Source organism: Lysobacter niastensis, from assembly GCF_031457115.1.
GTDB classification, from domain to species: Bacteria; Pseudomonadota; Gammaproteobacteria; order Xanthomonadales; family Xanthomonadaceae; genus Lysobacter_J; species Lysobacter_J niastensis_A.
This window is the reverse complement of record NZ_JAVDVY010000002.1, coordinates 553,937-571,732: the sequence shown is the minus strand read 5'-3', so window position 1 is coordinate 571,732 and position 17,796 is coordinate 553,937. Positions and strand designations below refer to the sequence as shown.

At 68.2% G+C, this 17,796-nt stretch carries 19 protein-coding genes; 16 read left to right on the top strand and 3 right to left on the bottom strand.

The features are described from left to right. The first annotated feature begins 22 nt into the window (after positions 1-22). From xpsF to J2X06_RS11790, 12 genes are all read left to right on the top strand, one after another. Positions 23-1,240 (top strand): type II secretion system protein XpsF, encoded by a 1,218-nt coding sequence (xpsF, locus tag J2X06_RS11845; RefSeq protein ID WP_310062654.1) that lies wholly within the window; start codon positions 23-25, stop codon positions 1,238-1,240. A gap of 278 nt (positions 1,241-1,518) precedes the next feature. Next, complete coding sequence (gspG, locus tag J2X06_RS11840) at positions 1,519-1,953, top strand: type II secretion system major pseudopilin GspG (protein ID WP_310062652.1); 435 nt, start codon at positions 1,519-1,521, stop codon at positions 1,951-1,953. A gap of 25 nt (positions 1,954-1,978) precedes the next feature. Continuing rightward, positions 1,979-2,437: a type II secretion system protein XpsH gene (gene xpsH, locus J2X06_RS11835; RefSeq protein ID WP_310062649.1), complete on the top strand. Its 459-nt coding sequence runs from the start codon at positions 1,979-1,981 to the stop codon at positions 2,435-2,437. Then, positions 2,434-2,880, top strand: coding sequence for a type II secretion system protein XpsI (xpsI, locus tag J2X06_RS11830; protein ID WP_310062646.1), 447 nt, complete (start codon positions 2,434-2,436; stop codon positions 2,878-2,880). Before xpsH ends, xpsI begins: the two co-directional genes overlap by 4 nt. Continuing rightward, positions 2,877-3,542, top strand: coding sequence for a prepilin-type N-terminal cleavage/methylation domain-containing protein (locus tag J2X06_RS11825; RefSeq protein ID WP_430539575.1), 666 nt, complete (start codon positions 2,877-2,879; stop codon positions 3,540-3,542). Before xpsI ends, J2X06_RS11825 begins: the two co-directional genes overlap by 4 nt. Beyond that, positions 3,539-4,447 (top strand): general secretion pathway protein GspK, encoded by a 909-nt coding sequence (locus J2X06_RS11820; protein ID WP_310062643.1) that lies wholly within the window; start codon positions 3,539-3,541, stop codon positions 4,445-4,447. Before J2X06_RS11825 ends, J2X06_RS11820 begins: the two co-directional genes overlap by 4 nt. 5 nt (positions 4,448-4,452) lie before the next feature. After that, positions 4,453-5,604, top strand: a complete 1,152-nt coding sequence (locus J2X06_RS11815; RefSeq protein ID WP_310062641.1) for a PilN domain-containing protein — start codon at positions 4,453-4,455, stop codon at positions 5,602-5,604. Beyond that, positions 5,588-6,208, top strand: a complete 621-nt coding sequence (gene gspM / locus J2X06_RS11810) for a type II secretion system protein GspM (RefSeq protein WP_310062640.1) — start codon at positions 5,588-5,590, stop codon at positions 6,206-6,208. The genes J2X06_RS11815 and gspM overlap by 17 nt, the downstream gene beginning before the upstream one ends. After that, positions 6,198-7,034 (top strand): hypothetical protein, encoded by an 837-nt coding sequence (locus tag J2X06_RS11805; protein ID WP_310062638.1) that lies wholly within the window; start codon positions 6,198-6,200, stop codon positions 7,032-7,034. The genes gspM and J2X06_RS11805 overlap by 11 nt, the downstream gene beginning before the upstream one ends. Before the next feature lie 10 nt (positions 7,035-7,044). Beyond that, a complete protein-coding gene (gene gspD / locus J2X06_RS11800; RefSeq protein ID WP_310062636.1) occupies positions 7,045-9,300 on the top strand; it encodes a type II secretion system secretin GspD in 2,256 nt (751 codons plus the stop codon). 14 nt (positions 9,301-9,314) lie between these two features. Further along, complete coding sequence (locus tag J2X06_RS11795) at positions 9,315-10,172, top strand: glycosyltransferase family 2 protein (RefSeq protein ID WP_430539597.1); 858 nt, start codon at positions 9,315-9,317, stop codon at positions 10,170-10,172. 50 nt (positions 10,173-10,222) lie between these two features. Next, positions 10,223-11,113 (top strand): glycosyltransferase family 2 protein, encoded by an 891-nt coding sequence (locus J2X06_RS11790; RefSeq protein ID WP_310062632.1) that lies wholly within the window; start codon positions 10,223-10,225, stop codon positions 11,111-11,113. 44 nt (positions 11,114-11,157) lie between these two features. Here J2X06_RS11790 and pyrF read toward each other — a convergent pair whose 3' ends face one another. From pyrF to ettA, 3 genes are read right to left on the bottom strand one after another with little or no spacing between them, the layout of a single operon-like run. After that, on the bottom strand, positions 11,158-11,973 hold the full coding sequence (gene pyrF, locus J2X06_RS11785; RefSeq protein ID WP_310062630.1) for an orotidine-5'-phosphate decarboxylase: 816 nt from the start codon (positions 11,971-11,973) through the stop codon (positions 11,158-11,160). Continuing rightward, positions 11,970-12,386 (bottom strand): hypothetical protein, encoded by a 417-nt coding sequence (locus J2X06_RS11780; RefSeq protein ID WP_310062628.1) that lies wholly within the window; start codon positions 12,384-12,386, stop codon positions 11,970-11,972. Before J2X06_RS11780 ends, pyrF begins: the two co-directional genes overlap by 4 nt. After that, entirely contained in the window at positions 12,383-14,044 is a 1,662-nt protein-coding gene (gene ettA / locus J2X06_RS11775) for an energy-dependent translational throttle protein EttA (RefSeq protein ID WP_310062627.1), read from the bottom strand. The genes J2X06_RS11780 and ettA overlap by 4 nt, the downstream gene beginning before the upstream one ends. Positions 14,045-14,334: 290 nt before the next feature. Between ettA and glyA the strand changes: the two genes are divergently transcribed. The 4 genes from glyA to J2X06_RS11755 are packed head-to-tail and all read left to right on the top strand — an operon-like array spanning position 14,335 to position 17,759. Then, positions 14,335-15,588 carry a serine hydroxymethyltransferase gene (glyA, locus tag J2X06_RS11770; RefSeq protein ID WP_310062625.1) on the top strand — a complete coding sequence of 418 codons (1,254 nt, stop codon included), beginning with the start codon at positions 14,335-14,337 and terminating at the stop codon, positions 15,586-15,588. Between the two features lie 42 nt (positions 15,589-15,630). Continuing rightward, entirely contained in the window at positions 15,631-16,152 is a 522-nt protein-coding gene (gene nrdR, locus J2X06_RS11765) for a transcriptional regulator NrdR (RefSeq protein ID WP_310062623.1), read from the top strand. Beyond that, a complete protein-coding gene (ribD, locus tag J2X06_RS11760) occupies positions 16,152-17,246 on the top strand; it encodes a bifunctional diaminohydroxyphosphoribosylaminopyrimidine deaminase/5-amino-6-(5-phosphoribosylamino)uracil reductase RibD (protein WP_310062621.1) in 1,095 nt (364 codons plus the stop codon). Before nrdR ends, ribD begins: the two co-directional genes overlap by 1 nt. 51 nt (positions 17,247-17,297) lie before the next feature. Beyond that, positions 17,298-17,759, top strand: coding sequence for a cupin domain-containing protein (locus J2X06_RS11755; protein ID WP_310062618.1), 462 nt, complete (start codon positions 17,298-17,300; stop codon positions 17,757-17,759). The last annotated feature ends 37 nt before the right edge of the window (positions 17,760-17,796 follow it).

Genomic DNA, 17,796 nt, shown 5'->3' with positions numbered 1-17,796 from the left:
AGTTCGCAAACACGGTCACCCGATGCCCCTCTACCACTACAAAGCCCTCAACAACCGCGGCGAGCTGCTCGATGGCCAGATGGAGGCCGCCAGCAATGCCGAGGTCGTCGCGCGATTGCAGGATCAGGGGCATCTGCCAGTCGAGGCCAAGCTGGCCAGCGAGGTGTCGGGGGTCTCGTTCTGGAAGGGATTGTTCAAGGCCAAGGCATTCTCCGGGCCGCGGCTGGTGCAGTTCACCCAGCAGTTGGCGACGCTTCTGGGAGCCGGGCAGCCGCTGGACCGCGCGCTGACCATCCTGCTGGAGTTGCCGGAAGACGAAACGGCGCGCCGCACCATCGCCGACGTGCGCGACGCCGTGCGTGGCGGCAGTTCGCTGTCGGCGGCGATGGAGCGCCAGCACGGCACGTTCTCGCGTCTGTACATCAACATGGTGCGCGCCGGCGAGGCGGGCGGCAGCCTGCAGGAAACGCTGGCGCGCCTGGCCGATTACATGGAGCGCGCTCGCGCCTTGCAGGGCAAGGTGGTCAATGCGCTGATCTATCCGGCGATCCTGCTGGTGATGGTCGGGCTGAGCCTGCTGTTCCTGCTCGGCTACGTGGTGCCGCAGTTCGCGGCGATGTACGAAAGCCTGGATGCCGAACTGCCGTTGTTCACCCAGATCGTGCTGGGCGTGGGGCTGTTCGTGCGCGACTGGTGGGTCCTGCTGCTGGTGGTGCCCGCGCTGGCGGCATGGTGGTTCGACCGCAAGCGCCGCGACCCGGCGTTCCGCGACCGATTCGATGCGTGGTTGCTGCAACGGCGTTTTGTCGGCCCGTTGATCGCGAAAGTGGAGACCGCGCGCCTGGCGCGTACGCTCGGCACGCTGGTGCGAAACGGCGTGCCGCTGATGTCGGCGCTCGGGATCGGTCGCAACGTGCTGGGCAATCGTGTGCTGGCGGCCGATGTCGAGGCCGCCGCGAACGAGGTCAAGAACGGTGTCTCGCTGTCGAGCGCGCTGAGCCGCGGCAAGCGTTTCCCCCGGCTCGCGCTGCAGATGATCCAGGTCGGCGAGGAGTCCGGCGCGCTCGACGCGATGCTGGTCAAGACCGCCGAGACCTTCGAGCAGGAAACGGCGCTGGCGCTGGATCGCATGCTGGCGGCGTTGGTGCCGGTGGTAACGATCGTGTTGGCCGCCGTGGTCGGCATGGTCGTTCTGGCGGTGCTGACGCCGCTATACGACCTGACCAATGCGATTGGGTGAGGGTGAGGCAGGGCGCTTGCGCGGCACTGCCGCGCGGCCTGCCCGAACGCCCGGCCATGGATGGCCGGGCAGGACGACCCGAAGCCGGTAACGTGACGCCATGGATGGCAGCGGAATGTTGCGGCAATAAAGCCCTGGTTGGATCACCTCGGCTGTGATCGAAACAGCACGCCGCACCGATTCACCCACACGGTCATGGAACTGAACACCAGCCGCCACAGTCAGTCCATTGGTCACCGAATTCAGGTAAACATCGTTTTTTCGACAGGAAGCCCGTCATGCGCAATCGCCGTTCGATCAATCGTTCCCCTTCCGTCGCCGCCCAGCGCGGCATGAGCCTGATCGAGATCATCATCGTGATCGTGCTGATCGGCGCGGTGCTGGCATTCGTCGGCAGTCGCGTGCTCGGCGGCAAGGATCGCGGCGACTACAACATCGCCAAGGCCCAGGTGCAGACGCTGGCGGGCAAGGTCGAGTCTTTCCAGATGGACACCGGTCGCCTGCCGGCCAACCTGCAGGAACTGGTCACGCAGCCGTCCGACGCGAGTGGCTGGCTCGGGCCGTATGCCAAGGAAGCCGAGCTCAAGGATCCGTGGGGCCATCCGATCGAGTACCGCACGCCCGGCGAAAGCGGCGCGTTTGACCTGGTGATCCTGGGCAAGGACGGCAAGATTGGCGGCACCAGCGTCGACGCCGACATCAAGTACCAATAACGGTTGGATGACCGGGAGGGCGGTCATGCGGTCTCGGGTTGCGGGGACATCGCTGCTGGAAATGCTGCTGGTGATCGCATTGATCGCCGCGCTCGGCGTGCTCGCGGCCGCGGCGCTGGGCGGCGGCTTCGCCGGCATGCAGCTTCGCTCCAACGCCAAGCAGATCGCCGCGCAGCTTCGCTACACGCGGACCCAGGCGATCACGACGGGACGCCCCCAGCGCTTCACAGTCGATCCACGCGCGCACGCCTGGACCGCGCCGAACGATCGCCGCGGCGAGATCCCGCCATCGCTGGGCGTGCGCTTCATCGGCGCGCGCGAGGTGCAGCCGACTGCAGGCGAGGGCGCGATCGTGTTCTTCGCCGATGGCGCATCCACCGGCGGGCGCGTGCAGTTGCAGGCCAAGCAGACAGCCTGGAACATCGACGTCGCCTGGCTGACCGGTGAGGTGCGGATGCACCGCGTCGAGGTCGGCGCACGATGATCCTCGCGCGTACTCCCTCCATACGACGACGCCAGGGCGGTTACACGCTGATCGAGGTGATCATCGCCTTCGCCTTGCTGGCGCTGGGCCTGAGCCTGCTGCTGGGCACGTTGTCCGGCGCGGCACGACAGGTCCGCTGGTCGGGCGATGCCGGACGCGCCGCACTGTATGCGCAGTCGTTGCTCGACCAGGTCGGTGTCGGCGAGGAGTTGCAGCCGGGCCGGACCGAAGGCGACGTGGACGGCGGCCGCTATCACTGGTCGTTGTCCATCTCGCCCTGGGTCGATGCCACGGCGCCTGCTTCCACGCAGCCGCGCAACCTGCAGGGGCCGCGCATGCTCGAACTGGTCATGACGATGCAGTGGGGTGAGGACGGTCGTCAGCGCCTGCAGTTGCGCACGTTGCGCGCGGCACCTGCCGACACGGGGGGCTCGTTGCCATGACGTCCATGCCTTCCCACTCGCGGCCCCTTGGCTTCACCCTGATTGAAGTGATGCTGGCCACGGTGTTGCTGGCCGCCGGCCTGGCGCTGGCGTTCGCCACGCTGTCGGCGGCCACGCGCACCGCGACACGCGGCGAGGCCATGGCGCAGCGCAACGAGCGCGAGCGCTCGGTCGAGACCTTCCTGCGCAAGCGCCTCACTGCGATACGCCCGGTCCCGTTCGCGGTCGACAACAGCAGCGGGCTGCCGCAACGCTTCATCGGCGAGCCCACGCGCATGCGTTTCGTCTCCGATCTTCCGGATTATCTCGGTCGCGGTGGCCCCTACCTGCATGAGCTGGCCATCGAAGACGACGGCCGACTGACGCTGGCGCTGACCATGGTGTTGGCCGGCGCGACGGTGGAGGAACCCGATCCGCGTCCGCCGGAGATGCTGGCCGAGGGACTGAAATCGGCGCAGTTCCGCTATCGCGCCATGGGAGACGACGGCGCCATGGGCGATTGGGAGGACAACTGGAAGGCCACCGACCAGTTGCCGATGCTGATCGAAGTGACGATGACCGATGTCGACGGGCGTGAGTGGCCACCGCTGGTGGTGGCGTTGCCGTTGTCGACGGCTTCGGTGGGCGCGATCGCCGCTCCGTTTCAGGAGACCCAGCAATGAACCCGGACGGGCGGAACCACTCACGCCAACGCGGCGCGGCGTTGTTGCTGGTGCTGTGGCTGATCGCGCTGATGACGGCGCTGGTGGGCGGCTTCGCCCTGGCCGCGCGCGTTGAGAACCTGCAAGGCCAGGTGATGTCGCGCGGCCTGGTGGCTTCCAACGCCGCGCGCGCGGGCCTGGAGTACGCATTGATCCGCGTGGAGGACCAGGATCCGCGTCGGCAGTGGCGTCCCGATGGCAGCCCCAATCGCTGGTCCTATGCGGGTGCCGAGATCGAGGTCCGATTGATAGACGAGAATGGCAAGGTCGACCTCAACCAGGCCGACGCGTCATTGTTGACGGCTCTGCTGGTCCGCGTCGGCGAAGGCCAGGTCGGGCAGGAGCAGGCGGCCCGTTTCGCGGCGGCCATCGTCGACTGGCGCGATCCCGACCAGTTGACGCAACCGGCCGGTGGCGCTGAGGATCAGGACTACGAGGGAGCGGAGCGTCCCTATGGGGCCAAGGACGCGGAATTCGAAAGCGTGGCCGAACTGGAGCAGGTGCTGGGGTTCACTCCGGAGCTTTTTGCCAAGGTCGAACCGTTCGTGACGGTCTACAGCGGCCGCATGCGCCCCGATCCAGCGTTCGCTTCGGCGGAAGTGCTGGATGCTTTGGGGTTGAACGGGTCGGATGTGGTCGCGCAGCGGCAAGGGTGGAACCCGGAGGCGGGCCTGCCGGCGCCGGGACTACCTGGAGGGGAGTCGCTCGTGGGAGAACGCAGCGGAACCTATAGTATCGACAGTCGCGCGAAGCTCGCGGACGGGCGCGAGTCGTTGTTGCGCGCCGTCGTGCGTCTTGGCTCGGCTTCCACGCCGGGCAAGATCTACACCCCGTTGCGCTGGGAAGAGGGAGCTCCACCCAGATGAGTTCAATGGCAGACCGCCCCGGCGGATTGCGTTTGCTTGACCGCCTGCCGCAGGTCGGGCGCTGGCGCTATGGCGCCGGCGGTTTCCTGGCCTGGTGGGGGCGCTCGCTGGCGGCGTGGCTGCCCGCGCGCCTGCGCCTGGCGCTCGGCCTGGACCGCGGCCGCCTGCTGCTGCAGACCGGAAACGAGGAAGTGCAACTGCGCCTGCAGCAGGGCGACCACCTGCAGGATCTGGCCGTGGTGCCCGCGGACGGCAGCTTCGACGACGCCACCGCCACGCGCCTGCTGGGTTCGCGGCTGTCCGATTTGCCGCGCTGGCTGATCCTGCCGGCGGCGACCGCACTGCGCCGGCGCCTGGTATTGCCGGCAGCGGCGGCCGATCGCCTGCGCGACGTGGTCGGTTTCGAGATCGACCGGCAGACACCTTTCACCATGGACGCGGTCGCCTACGACGCGCGCGTGCTCGGGCAACGCGAGAGCGACGGGCAACTCGATGTCGAGCTGGTGGCCGTGCCGCGCATGGCGATCGATCCGGCGCTGGGTGCGCTCGGCCCGCTGGCGCCCGGACTGGCCGGCATCGACGTGGCCGCCGGCAACGGCGCGCCGCTGGGCGTGAACCTGCTCGATCCTGCGCAGCGACACCGCCAGAGCGATCCGTGGCAACGCTGGAACCTGGCCCTGCTCGCCGTGGCGCTGCTGGCGCTGGCGGCGACGATGGCGCAATTGCTCGACAACCGCCGTGCGGCCGCCGATGAGCTGGAGCAACGCATCGCGCGCAATGCCCAGGCGGCCAGGCTGGCCGCGACACAGCGCCAGCGCCTGAGCGACCTGGTCGAGGGCCAGGCATTCCTCGATCGCACCCGCGCCGCGCGCCCCATGGCGGTGGCGGTGATCGATGAGCTGACCCGTCGCCTGCCGGATACCACCTACCTCGAAAAGCTGTCGATCGAGGACGATCGCCTGACCCTGATCGGCCTCAGTCGGGAAGCGCCCGCGCTGATCGGTCGCCTGCAGGGCTCGCGCCTGTGGAGCTCGCCGGCGCTTACCGGTGCGCTGCAGCCCGATCCGGCCAGCGGCCGCGATCGCTTCACCCTCACCGCAGAACTTGTCGGCGCCGCGCCGGCACGCACGGAGCCCGCTGATGCCGCAAGCCGCTGATCGCGATCGCTGGCTGGCGCTGGCCCTGCTGCTGGGCGTACTGGCGGTGGCGTACGTCGTGCTCGTCCATCCGTGGTGGACCGTGCCGCTGCGCGAGGCCAACACGCGCGTGCAGGCGATGCAGGAGCGCGAAGTGCGCCAGCGCATGCAACTGCAGCAGGCGCCGATGGTGGCGCAGCGGCTGCGGCAGGCGCGCGATCCGGGATTCCTGCCCGAGGCGAGTGCGGAACTGGCCACCGCCGCCCTGGTGCAGCGCCTGGAAACCATCGTCAGCCAGGCCAGCCCCGGCAATCGCAGTTGCGCGATCACCAACCGCTCGCCGATGTCGGAGCCGCGCCGCGACCGCTTCGCCCGGGTCGTGGTGCAGGTGAGACTGCGTTGCGGTACTCCGGAACTGGCCGCGGTGCTGCATTCGATCGAAAGCGGCACGCCGCGGTTGTTCGTCGGCAACCTCAACGTGCTGGCGCAGCGTTTCTTCTTCTCGCCCGGCACGGGTGCCACCGCCGCGCAGCGCGAAGGTGGCCTGGACGTCAGCTTCGACCTTTACGGCTACCTGGCGGCGTCGGCGGCTGCGCCCGCCTCGGAGGTGCGCCGTGCGCGTTGATACCGCCACGCCCCGCACCTGGTTGCTGGCCGCGGTGGCCGGCTGGGCCGTGCTGGCCTGGCTGCTGTCGATCGCCGGCATGGGCCGCCATGCCAGTGCGCTGGACGTCGATACTTCGCCGTTGCCGCCGTTGCCGCAACCTCGCGCCAGCGTCGCGACCCCCGCCGGTCCGTTGTCCCAGTTCGACCAGATCGGCGCGCGTCCGCTGTTCTCGGACGATCGCAAGCCCAAGCCCTTCTCGCTGCAGGGCGAGGGCGGTGCGGAGTCGGCGCAGGCCTTCGATTTCGTCCTGAGCAGCGTGCTGATCACGCCCGGGCTCAAGCTCGCCATCCTGCAGTCACCGGACCGCAGCAAATCGTTGCGCGTAAAGCTTGGTGAGTCGCCCGAATCGCAACCGTCGTGGCGGTTGACGGAGCTGACCCCGCGCAACGCGGTGTTCGAGGGCCCGGAAGGCAGGCGCTCGATGGACCTGCGCACGTTCGATGGCACCGGCGGCGAGCCGCCCACGGCCATCGCGCACCCCGGCGCCGCGCCGGTGGGTCAGAGCGTGCGCCAGCCGCAGCAACCGCAGCCGCAGCCCGTCGCGCCCTCCGCATCTCCCGCCTCGCGCGCCGCAGCCGCGCCGACGAACGGGGCGGAGCGCCCGGGGCCGCAGGGTCCGGCCGTCGTCGCAGAGCCCGGGAGCAGTGCGCAAGCGCAAACCACCGAGCAGCAGATGGAAGCGATCCGCAAGCGCATCGAAGCGCGCCGCGCGCAGTTGCGCCAGCAGCAGCAACAGCAGCAGCAACAAAAGCAGCAGCCTCAGCCGCCGGCCAAGAATCAATAAGAGTGACCGTATGAACCTTCGACACCGCGTCCACGCGCACCTCACTCCTACGCTGCTGGCGGTCACGGTCGGCGTGATACTCGCCGGCTGCGCCGGAGTGCCGACGCCCAAGGTGCGGCGCGATGCCGATCCGGGAGCGCTGAAGGCGCCCTCCACGACGGCAGGCGGTTCAGCGACCACCACCACCGGCCCCGGAGGCGTGCAGACGCAGACGCTGCCGGCCGACAAGGGCGACGCCCGCCCGCAGATCCGTCGCGGCACCGGCCAGGTCATCAACCGCGGCGCGGCCTCGTCGCCACCGCCGAACCTGGGCGGCAGCACCGGCGAGGCCACGTTCAATTTCGAGGGCGAATCGCTGCACGCCGTGGTCAAGGCGATCCTCGGCGACATGCTCGGGCAGAACTACGTCATCGCGCCGGGCGTGCAGGGCACGGTGACCCTGGCCACGCCCAAGCCGGTTAGCCCGGCCGATGCGCTGAGCTTGCTGGAGATGGTGCTGGGCTGGAACAACGCCCGGCTGGTGTACAGCGGCGGGCGCTACAACATCGTGGCCGCCGACCAGGCGCTGGTGGGCACCGTCGCCCCGCGTACCGGCCCCGCGTCGAACGCGCGCGGCTTCGAGGTGCGCACGGTGCCGCTGCGTTACGTCTCGGCCACCGAGATGGAGAAGATCCTCAAGCCCTACGCGCGTCCCAACGCGATCGTCGGCACCGACAATGCCCGCAACGTCATCACCGTCGGCGGTAGCAAGGCCGAGCTGGAAAACTACCTGCGCACGATCGAGATCTTCGACGTCGACTGGCTCTCGGGCATGTCGGTCGGCGTGTTCCCGCTGCAGTCGGGCAAGGCCAGCACCGTCGTGACCGACCTGGAGAAAGTGTTCGGCGAGCAGAGCAAGTCGCCGGTCGCCGGCATGTTCCGTTTCATGCCGCTCGAAGGCGCCAACGCGGTGCTGGTCATCACGCCGCAGGCCAGTTACCTCGACAGCATCCAGCAGTGGCTGGACCGCATCGACAGCGCCGGCGGCGCCATGCAGCTGTTTTCGTACGAACTCAAGTACATCAAGGCGCGTGAACTGGCCGAGCGGTTGTCCGACGTGTTCGGCAGCGGTCGGCGCAGCAGCGGCGGGACCGCCGGCGCACCATCGTTGATGCCGGGCCTGGAATCGGTCGAACTGCAGGACAACACCGGTGGCGGCAGCACCGCCACGATCGGCAACCAGGGCACCGACTACGGCGGCAACGGAACCTCCGGCGGCATGGGCGAGGGTACCTTGTCGCTGCCCGCAGACCAGGGCGGCGACGCCAGCGTCACCTTCGATGTCGACGGCGATCGCGTCGGCGTCTCGGCCGTGGAGGAAACCAATTCGATCATCGTGCGCAGCAGCCCGGCGGCGTGGAAGTCGATCAGGGACGTGATCGAACGGCTCGACGTGATGCCGATGCAGGTGCACATCGAAGCGCAGGTCGTGGAAGTGCAACTGCAGGGCGACCTGCGCTACGGCGTCAACTGGTACTTCGAGCGCGCCGTCACCGATGCCGGCCTGCCCAGCGCGGTCGGCCGCGACACCTGGAGCACGCTGGCCGGCAGCATCCTGCCGGCCACGGGCAATCCGGCCGGTCTGTCATGGACGTTCCTCGGCCGCAATGCCGCGGCGGTGATCAGCGCGCTGGATGCGGTCACCGACCTGCAACTGCTGCAGACGCCGTCGGTAGTGGTGCGCAACAACGCCGAAGCCACGCTCAACGTGGGTAGCCGCATTCCGATCTCCTCGGTCACCGTCAATCCCAGCACGGCCGCCGAAACCACCTACAGCCAGGTGCAGTACCTCGACACCGGCACCATCCTCAAGGTGCGGCCGCGCGTGGCCAAGGACGGCATGGTCTTCCTCGACATCGTCCAGGAAGTCAGCACGCCAGGACCTCCCGCCAGCGCCGATCCCAACGGCAACGTGCGCATCGACACCCGCAAGCTCAAGACCGAGGCCGCGGTGCAGAGCGGCGATACCGTGCTGCTGGCGGGCCTGATCAGCGACGGCGCCGAGCGCGGTTCGTCGGGCTTCCCCGGCCTCAGCCGCATTCCGGTGATCGGCGGCCTGTTCGGCACGCAGCGTTCGCGACAATCGCGCAACGAGGTGATCATCCTGATCACGCCGACCATCGTGCGTAACCCGCAGGAAGCGCGCGATCTCACCGACGAATACAGCCGGCGTTTCCGCGCGATGGAGCCGTTGCAGTCCAAGCCCAGGACACCGGGCCAGCAGTGACGGCAGTCCCGGAGTTGCCCATCGTCGTGGTGCCGGTCGGCCCCGACGACGATGGACTCGACGCCTGCCTGGCCGCACTGGATGCCGGCACTCCGCCGGAAACGCGCGTGTGGCTGGCCGATGATGCCCAGGTCGGGCCGCGCGGCTACGCCATCATCGAGCGCTGGATGAAGCGCACGCGGTTGCGCGCCGACTACACCCGCCGCCAGCGCAGCCTCGGCGAGGTCGCGCACCTGGACCAGGTGCTGTCCGCCTGCGGCGAGTCGGACGTGGCGGTACTGGCTGCCGATGCGGTGCCTTTGCCCGGCTGGCTGACGCGCATGAGCGCCAGTCTCGCCGCCGACGGCGCGATCGCCACCGCCACGCCATGGTGCAACTCCGGCGAGGCGGCGGCCTGGCCGCGCATCGGCGAGATCGCTCCGATGCCGGAAGACCCGGAACACCTGGCGCGGGCGGTGGCGGCGATGCCGGCGGTCCATCCCGAGTTGCCGTCCGCGATCGGCCATGCCGTGGTCCTGCGTGGCAGCGCGCGTCGGCGCGCGGGCGGACTCGATGCCAGCAGCTACGGTTCCTGGTATGCCGCGCTGATCGACCTGTCGTTGCGGCTGGCCGGCCTGGGCTGGCGCAACGTGTTGTGCGATACGGCCTTCGTGGCTCGTCGCGACGAAGGGCTGCCCGCCGAAGGCGACATGGACGCGCTGGCGGTGCGCTGGCCTGACTGGCATGCGCGACTGGCCGGCTTCCTGATGCAGGATCCGCTGCGTGCATCGCGGGTGCAGTTGAGCACTCTGCTCGAAAGTCTTGGACCGCCGCAAGCGCAACGCGATCTCTTCCAATATCCTTCACCGCACATGGGACACGAGGACAGGTGAGGGCCGGCGAACCGGCCTTCTCCACCGCGGGAAGATTTCAGGGTGAAGGAATGAGTGAGGCGAACGCTTCCGATGCGGGATCCAGTGCCGCGCAGTCGATCGCGGCGATCGTGGTGACCTACCGCAGCGCGGAAACCATCGACGACTGCCTGCAGCGGTTGCGCGCAGCTGCCGGCGTCGTCGCGATCCGCGTGATCGACAATGGTTCCGAGGACGGCACGCTGGAGATCGTGCAGCGCCACGCCACCGGCGATGCGCGCGTGCGGTTCATCGCCAATCCCGACAACCCGGGCTTTGCCGTCGCCTGCAACCAGGGCGCCAGGGACGTGGGCGCCGGCGCGCACTGGCTCGCCTTCGTCAATCCCGATTGCCTGGTCGATGCCGACACACTCGCGCGGCTACGGGTCCTGGCTGCGACGCGGGGCGATTGCCTGCTCGGCGCCGACCTGGTCGACGAACAGGGCGCGCGCGACGGCGCGGCACGCCGTAATGATCCGGATTTTGCCGCCATGCTGGCGGACGTGCTGAAGGGCACCTCGCCGACGGCGAAGTTGGATGTCATCGCGGACGATGACAATGAGTTGCAGCCCGTCGAAGCGGTGTCCGGTGCGCTGATGCTGATGCCGCGCGCGCTGTTCGAACGCATTGGCGGCTTCGACGAGGGCTATCGCCTGCATGCCGAAGACCTGGACCTGTGCCGGCGCGCGCGCGAGGCGGGCGCGCTGGTCGCCGTGGCCAATTCCGTGCGCGTTCTGCACGTGCGCGGCGTGTCGAGCCGCTCGCGCCCGTGGTTCGTGGAGTGGCACAAGCACCGCGGGCTTTGGCGTTATTTCCGCAAGTTCGAGGCGCCGCGGCGGGGTTTAAGCACGCGGGCGGCCGTGTTTGCGGCGATCTGGCTGCGCTTTCCGCTGGCACTCGCGCGGGCCTGGAGCAGGCGCTGAACGATTCCATCCGCCGGGCGGCCTCACGCCATGGCGAAGCCCTGTCAGCGGTAGCGGTTGATCTCGTCGCGCAGGCGGCGCGCTTCAGCGGCGGCGGCCTGCGCATAGTCGTCGCCGGTCGAGGCGTACAGCACCGCGCGTGAGCTGCTGACGATCAGGCCGGTGCCGTCCGCGGTTTTCGCATTCGACACCACGGCTTCGACGTCGCCGCCCTGCGCGCCGACGCCCGGCACCAGGAACGGCACCTCGCCGACGATCGCGCGCACCTCTTTCAACTGCGCGGGCCAGGTCGCGCCGACGACCAGCGCGCAGTTGCCATGGCCGTTCCAGTCGCGGGCGACCTTCTCGGCGACGTGCTGGTAGAGCGGACGGCCGTCTACGACGAGGTCCTGCAGGTCGCCGGCGCCGGGGTTGGAGGTGCGGCACAGGATCACCACGCCCCGGTCGGCGCGGTCGAGGAACGGCTGCACCGAGTCGCGGCCGAGGTAGGGGTTGGCGGTCACCGCATCGGCGGCAAAACGCTCAAAGGCTTCCGTCGCGTAGTGCTGGGCCGTGCTGCCGATGTCGCCTCGCTTGCTGTCCAGGATCACCGGGATGCCCGGATGCGAGGCGTGGATGTAAGCGATCAGTCGTTGCAGCGCGTCCTCCGCGCCGAGCGCGGCGAAGTGGGCGATCTGCGGCTTGAACGCGCACACGTACGGCGCGGTGGCGTCGACGATGTCGCGGCAGAAGGCGAACACGGCGTCGGAATCATCGCGGAACTTCGCCGGAAACTTCGAGGGCTCGGGGTCGAGGCCCACGCAGACCAGGGAGTCGGCCTGGGTCCAGCGCTGTTTCAGTGCGGCAATGAAGTCGGTCACGGTTTGTCCTTGGTATCCGGACTGGAACAGTTCGGCGGTTCCGTCGCGGGAGTGGGCTCTGGTGGCTTCGGCCGATCTGTCAGCTGTATGACGATCGGTTTGGCGTCCTCGCGTTCCAGCGCATCGTGCGTAGTGGTGTATCGACCTATGCCGAAATCGGGATGGATCGCCACCAGTTCGATCGGAAAATCGCAGGGGCAATCCAGCCGGTGAAGCTCGAAGCGCCCCTGCTTGTCGGTCCAAAGCAGCGGGTCGTACTCGTCGGCGCGATCGCCTTTGAAGAAATAGACAGGAACCTTGCCCATTGGAGTGCCGGCAGGGTCCAGCACTTGTCCTGAAAACCGTAAACCGCCATCGCAGCCTGCCGTGGTGAGGCAGGCTGCGATCAGGAACCCGAAACGGGTTCGCGTCACTTCAGCGCCTTGAACCGCAGGCGGTGCGGCTTCGCGCCTTCCTCGCCCATGCGACGCTTCTTGTCTTCCTCGTACTCGCGATAGTTGCCCTGGAAGAACTCCACGTGCGAGTCGCCCTCGAAGGCGAGGATGTGCGTGGCGATGCGGTCCAGGAACCAGCGATCGTGCGAAATCACGAACGTGTTGCCCGGGAATTCCAGCAGCGCATCTTCCAGCGCACGCAGGGTTTCGATGTCCAGGTCGTTGGACGGTTCGTCGAGCAGCAGCACGTTGCCACCCTGCAGCAGCGTCTTGGCCATGTGCAGGCGACCGCGTTCGCCGCCCGACAACGCGCCGACCATCTTCTGCTGGTCCTGGCCCTTGAAGTTGAAGCGGCCGATGTAGGCGCGCGACTGGATCTCGATCCCGTTGATGTTGAGGATGTCGAGGCCGCCGGACACTTCCTGGAACACGTTGTGGTTGCCGGTCAGCGCGTCGCGGCTCTGGTCGACGTAGGCCAGCTTCACGGTCTGCCCGGTCTCGATCGTGCCGCTGTCCGGTGCTTCCTTGCCGATGATCATCTTGAACAGCGTCGACTTGCCGGCGCCGTTGGGGCCGATGATGCCGACGATCGCGCCCGGCGGCACGCTGAAGCTGAGGTCGTCGATCAGCAGGCGGTCGCCGAACTTCTTGCTGACGTTCTTGAACTCGATGACCTTGTTGCCCAGGCGCTCGCCCGGCGGGATGAAGATTTCATTGGTCTCGTTGCGGCGCTGGTAGTCGACCGACTGCAGTTCCTCGATGCGCGCAAGACGGGCCTTGCCCTTGGAGCGACCGCCCTTGGCGTTCTGGCGCGCCCACTCCAGTTCCTTGTGGATCGCCTTCTGGCGCGCCTTTTCCTGGTTCTCTTCCTGCTTGAGGCGCTCTTCCTTCTGCATCAGCCAGTCGGTGTAGTTGCCCTTCCACGGAATGCCACGGCCGCGGTCGAGTTCGAGGATCCACTCGGCGGCGTTGTCGAGGAAGTAGCGATCGTGGGTGACGGCCACCACGGTACCGGTGTAGCGGGCGAGGAACTGTTCCAGCCATTCGACCGATTCGGCGTCGAGGTGGTTGGTCGGTTCGTCGAGCAGCAGCATGTCGGGCTTTTGCAGCAGAAGCTGGCACAACGCGACGCGGCGCTTCTCGCCGCCCGACAGGTTGCCGATCACGGCTTCCCACGGCGGCAGGCGCAGCGCATCGGCAGCGACTTCCAGCTGGTTTTCCAGCGTGTGCGCGTCACCGGCGGCGAGGATCGCTTCCAGGCGCTGCTGCTCGGCGGCGAGCTTGTCGAAGTCGGCGTCTTCTTCCGCGTAAGCGGCGTAGACGGCATCGAGCGCGGCCTGCGCGTTGATGATTTCTCCCAGGCCCACTTCCACGGCCTGGCGCACGGTGTGCGCCGGGTCGAGTTGCGGTTCCTGCGCCAGGTAACCGACCTTGATGCCCGGCTGCGGACGCGCCTCGCCGGCGAAATCGGTATCGACGCCGGCCATGATCCTCAGCACCGTCGACTTGCCCGCGCCGTTGAGACCGAGCAGGCCGATCTTGGCGCCCGGGAAGAACGACAGCGAGATGTCCTTGATGATCTGGCGCTTCGGCGGCACGACCTTGCTGACGCCGTTCATGGTGTAGATGTATTGCATGGGGACTCCGGAACCGGGACGCGCCGAGCCGGGCCGGATGGCCTGGGGCAGGGCGGGGAAGCCGGGATTATCCCGCACGCGGAGGGCGCGTTCCAGCGCAATCCATCAGCGGGGGAGATGCCACCGGCCCGCGGCGGGCCGCCATTCAGATCCGGACGGCCTGGCTGAGCGCAAGCCCAAGGGGCCTGTGTCCGCAGGCTGTTGCTGGCCGCATATGGAGCCCTGGGCTACCATCGACGCTGACTGCGACACTCCCTCCCAGGCTTTTTTACCCGTTCGAGGTCTTGCGAATGTTCCCCAGCTCTGCCCGTATCGCCGGTTACGACGATGAACTCGCCCAGGCGATCGCCCACGAGGCGCGCCGCCAGGAAGACCACGTCGAGCTGATCGCCTCGGAGAACTACGCCAGTCCGCGGGTGATGGAAGCGCAGGGCAGCGTGCTGACCAACAAGTACGCCGAAGGCTATCCGGGCAAGCGCTACTACGGTGGCTGCGAGTACGTCGACATCGCCGAGCAGTTGGCGATCGACCGACTCAAGAAGCTGTTCGGCGCCGACTACGCGAATGTGCAGCCGCATTCGGGCTCGCAGGCCAACCAGGCGGTGTACTTCGCGCTGCTGAATCCGGGCGACACCATCCTGGGCATGTCGCTGGCCCACGGTGGCCACCTGACCCACGGCGCCAAGGTCAACATCTCCGGCAAGCTGCTCAACGCCGTGCAGTACGGCGTCAACGAGCAGGGCCTGATCGACTACGACGAAGTCGAGCGCCTGGCGGTCGAGCACAAGCCGAAGATGGTCGTGGCCGGCTTCAGCGCGTACTCGCAGAAGATCGATTGGGCGCGCTTCCGCGCCATCGCCGACAAGGTCGGCGCCTACCTGTTCGTCGACATGGCACACGTCGCCGGCCTGGTCGCCGCCGGCGTGTATCCGGACCCGCTGCCGCACGCGCACGTGGTCACCTCGACCACGCACAAGACCCTGCGCGGCCCGCGCGGCGGCATCATCGTCGCCAAGGGCGCGTCCGAGGACCTGGTCAAGAAGCTGCAGAGCATCGTCTTCCCGGGAATCCAGGGCGGTCCGCTGATGCACGTGATCGCGGCCAAGGCCGTCGCCTTCAAGGAGGCGTTGGAGCCGGAATTCACCGCCTACCAGCAGCAGGTCGTCAAGAACGCGCAGGCGATGGCGCAGACGATCATTGCCCGCGGCTACAAGATCGTTTCCGGCGGTACCCAGAACCACCTGATGCTGGTCGACATGATCGGCAAGGGCGTCACCGGCAAGGACGCGGAAGCCGCGCTCGGCAAGGCCCACATCACCGTCAACAAGAACGCCGTGCCGAACGACCCGCAGAAGCCGTTCGTGACCTCGGGCCTGCGCATCGGCACCCCGGCGGTGACCACGCGCGGCTACAAGGAAGCCGACTGCGTCGCGCTGGCCAACTGGATCTGCGACGTGCTCGACCACCCGAACGACGAGAAGGTCATCGCCGGCGTGCGCGAGAACGTGACCAAGCAGTGCCGGCAGTTCCCGGTCTATGGTTGAGCCGTAGGGCGGGCCTCGGCCCGCCCCTGACGCCCGCCCTGCATGCACTGCCCCTTCTGCCAGCACAACGACACCCGCGTGATCGACTCGCGCGTCTCCGATGACGGCGCGACGATCCGTCGCCGTCGCGTCTGCGAAGCCTGCGGCGAGCGCTTCTCCACGCTGGAAACCATCGAGCTCAAGCTGCCGCTGATCATCAAGAGCGACGGACGTCGCGAGGCCTTCGACGCGCGCAAGCTGCGCGTGGGCTTCGACCGCGCGCTGCAGAAGCGCCCGGTGTCGGAAGAGCAGATCGAAGCGGCAGTGCGTGCGGTGGTGCACCAGTTGCGCATGACCGCCGAACGCGAGCTGCCGTCGCGCCGCATCGGCGAGTTCGTCATGGCCGAGTTGCGCAAGCTCGACCACGTCGCCTATGTCCGCTTCGCCTCGGTGTACCGCTCGTTCGAGGACGTGGCCGACTTCCGCGAGGAGCTCGACCGCCTGGAGAGCGACAACGCCGGCGAAGGCCAGTTGCCGCTGCTCGATGAGGAACCCGAACCCGCGGGCCGCCACAGGAAACGCTGATGCCGTTCACCGCCACCGACCACGCGATGATGGCGCGCGCGCTGCGTCTTGCCGAGCGCGGTCTCTACACGACCCGGCCCAACCCGATGGTCGGTTGCGTGATGGCGCAGGGCGAACAGATTGTCGGCGAAGGCTGGCACCAGCGCGCCGGCGAGCCGCACGCGGAAGTGTTCGCGCTGCAGGCGGCCGGAGATCGCGCACGGGGCGCGACGGCCTATGTCTCGCTTGAACCCTGTGCCCACACCGGCCGCACCGCTCCGTGCGCCGATGCGCTGATCGCCGCTGGCGTGGCGCGCGTGGTGGCGGCGATGAGAGATCCGTTCCCGCAGGTCGACGGCGCGGGTTTCGACAAACTCCGCGCCGCCGGCATCGCCGTGGAATCGGGATTGATGGAAGCGCAGGCGCGCGCACTCAACCGCGGTTTCATCTCGCGCGTGGAGCGCGGTCGGCCGTGGCTGCGGGTGAAGCTGGCCACCAGCCTGGATGGCCGCAGCGCCTTGGCGAATGGCGAATCCAAATGGATCAGTGGCGAGGCCTCGCGACTGGACGTGCAGCACTGGCGTGCGCGTGCCGGCGCTATCGTGACCGGCGCCGGCACCGTGCTTGCCGACGATCCCTCGCTGACGGTGCGGCTGGAGGACGACACACCGTTCGTCCCGCCGCTGCGCGTGGTGCTCGATCCCGGCCTGGCGACGGTCGCGCGCGGCCGCGTGCGCGAAGGCGACGCGCCGACGCTCTACATCCATGCGCCCGACGCCAAGCCGCCGCGGGGCATCAATGCGCAGTTGGCTTCGGTGCCGGTGCGTGAGGGCCGCTTCGACCTGCAGGCCGTATTGCGGTTGCTGGCCGAGCGCGACGTCAACGAGATCCAGCTCGAAGCCGGCGCGACGCTGGCCGGCGCGTTCGTGTCGGCGGGGCTGGTCGACGAGGTGCTGCTGTACGTGGCCCCGGTGCTGCTCGGCGAGCGGGCGCGCCCGATGTTCGACGGCCTGGCCATCGACACGATGGCGCAGAAATTGAAGATGACGATCGTCGAGTCGCGCTACATCGGCCAGGACGTGCGGCTGCTGCTGCGCCCGGAGTCGGCCGGCTGACGAAGCCGCCCGCGTTGTGCAGGGTGCAACCCTCGCCGCTGGAGGCATCCGATGCGCACGGCACTCCCACTGGGCTTCGCCATCCTGCTCGCGCTGACCGGCCAATTCGCCCTGACCGCGGCGCTGGCCACGGAGCCGGCCCTGGCGCTGGCGTTCAACGACGCCCAACTCAAATGGGGCCCCTGTCCGTCCTTCATGCCTGAGGGCTGTGAAACCGCGGTCCTTCACGGCGACCCGGCGAAGAAGAACGCGGACGTGCTGTTCAAGGTGCCGGCGGGCGCCGTCATTCCTCGCCACTGGCACACATCGGCCGAGCGGATGGTGTTGCTGTCCGGGGAGCTGCAGGTCATTTACGACGGCCAGTCCGCCGCGACACTCACTCCCGGCATGTATGCCTACGGTCCGGCGAAGCTGCCCCACAAGGCCACCTGCAACAAGGGCGCATCCTGCGTCCTCTTCATCGCATTCGAGTCTCCGGTCGACGCCACGCCTGACAGCGGCATCGCCAAGTAGGATGCGAGTGCCGTCGCCCGGTCCGAACCGGTCGTCG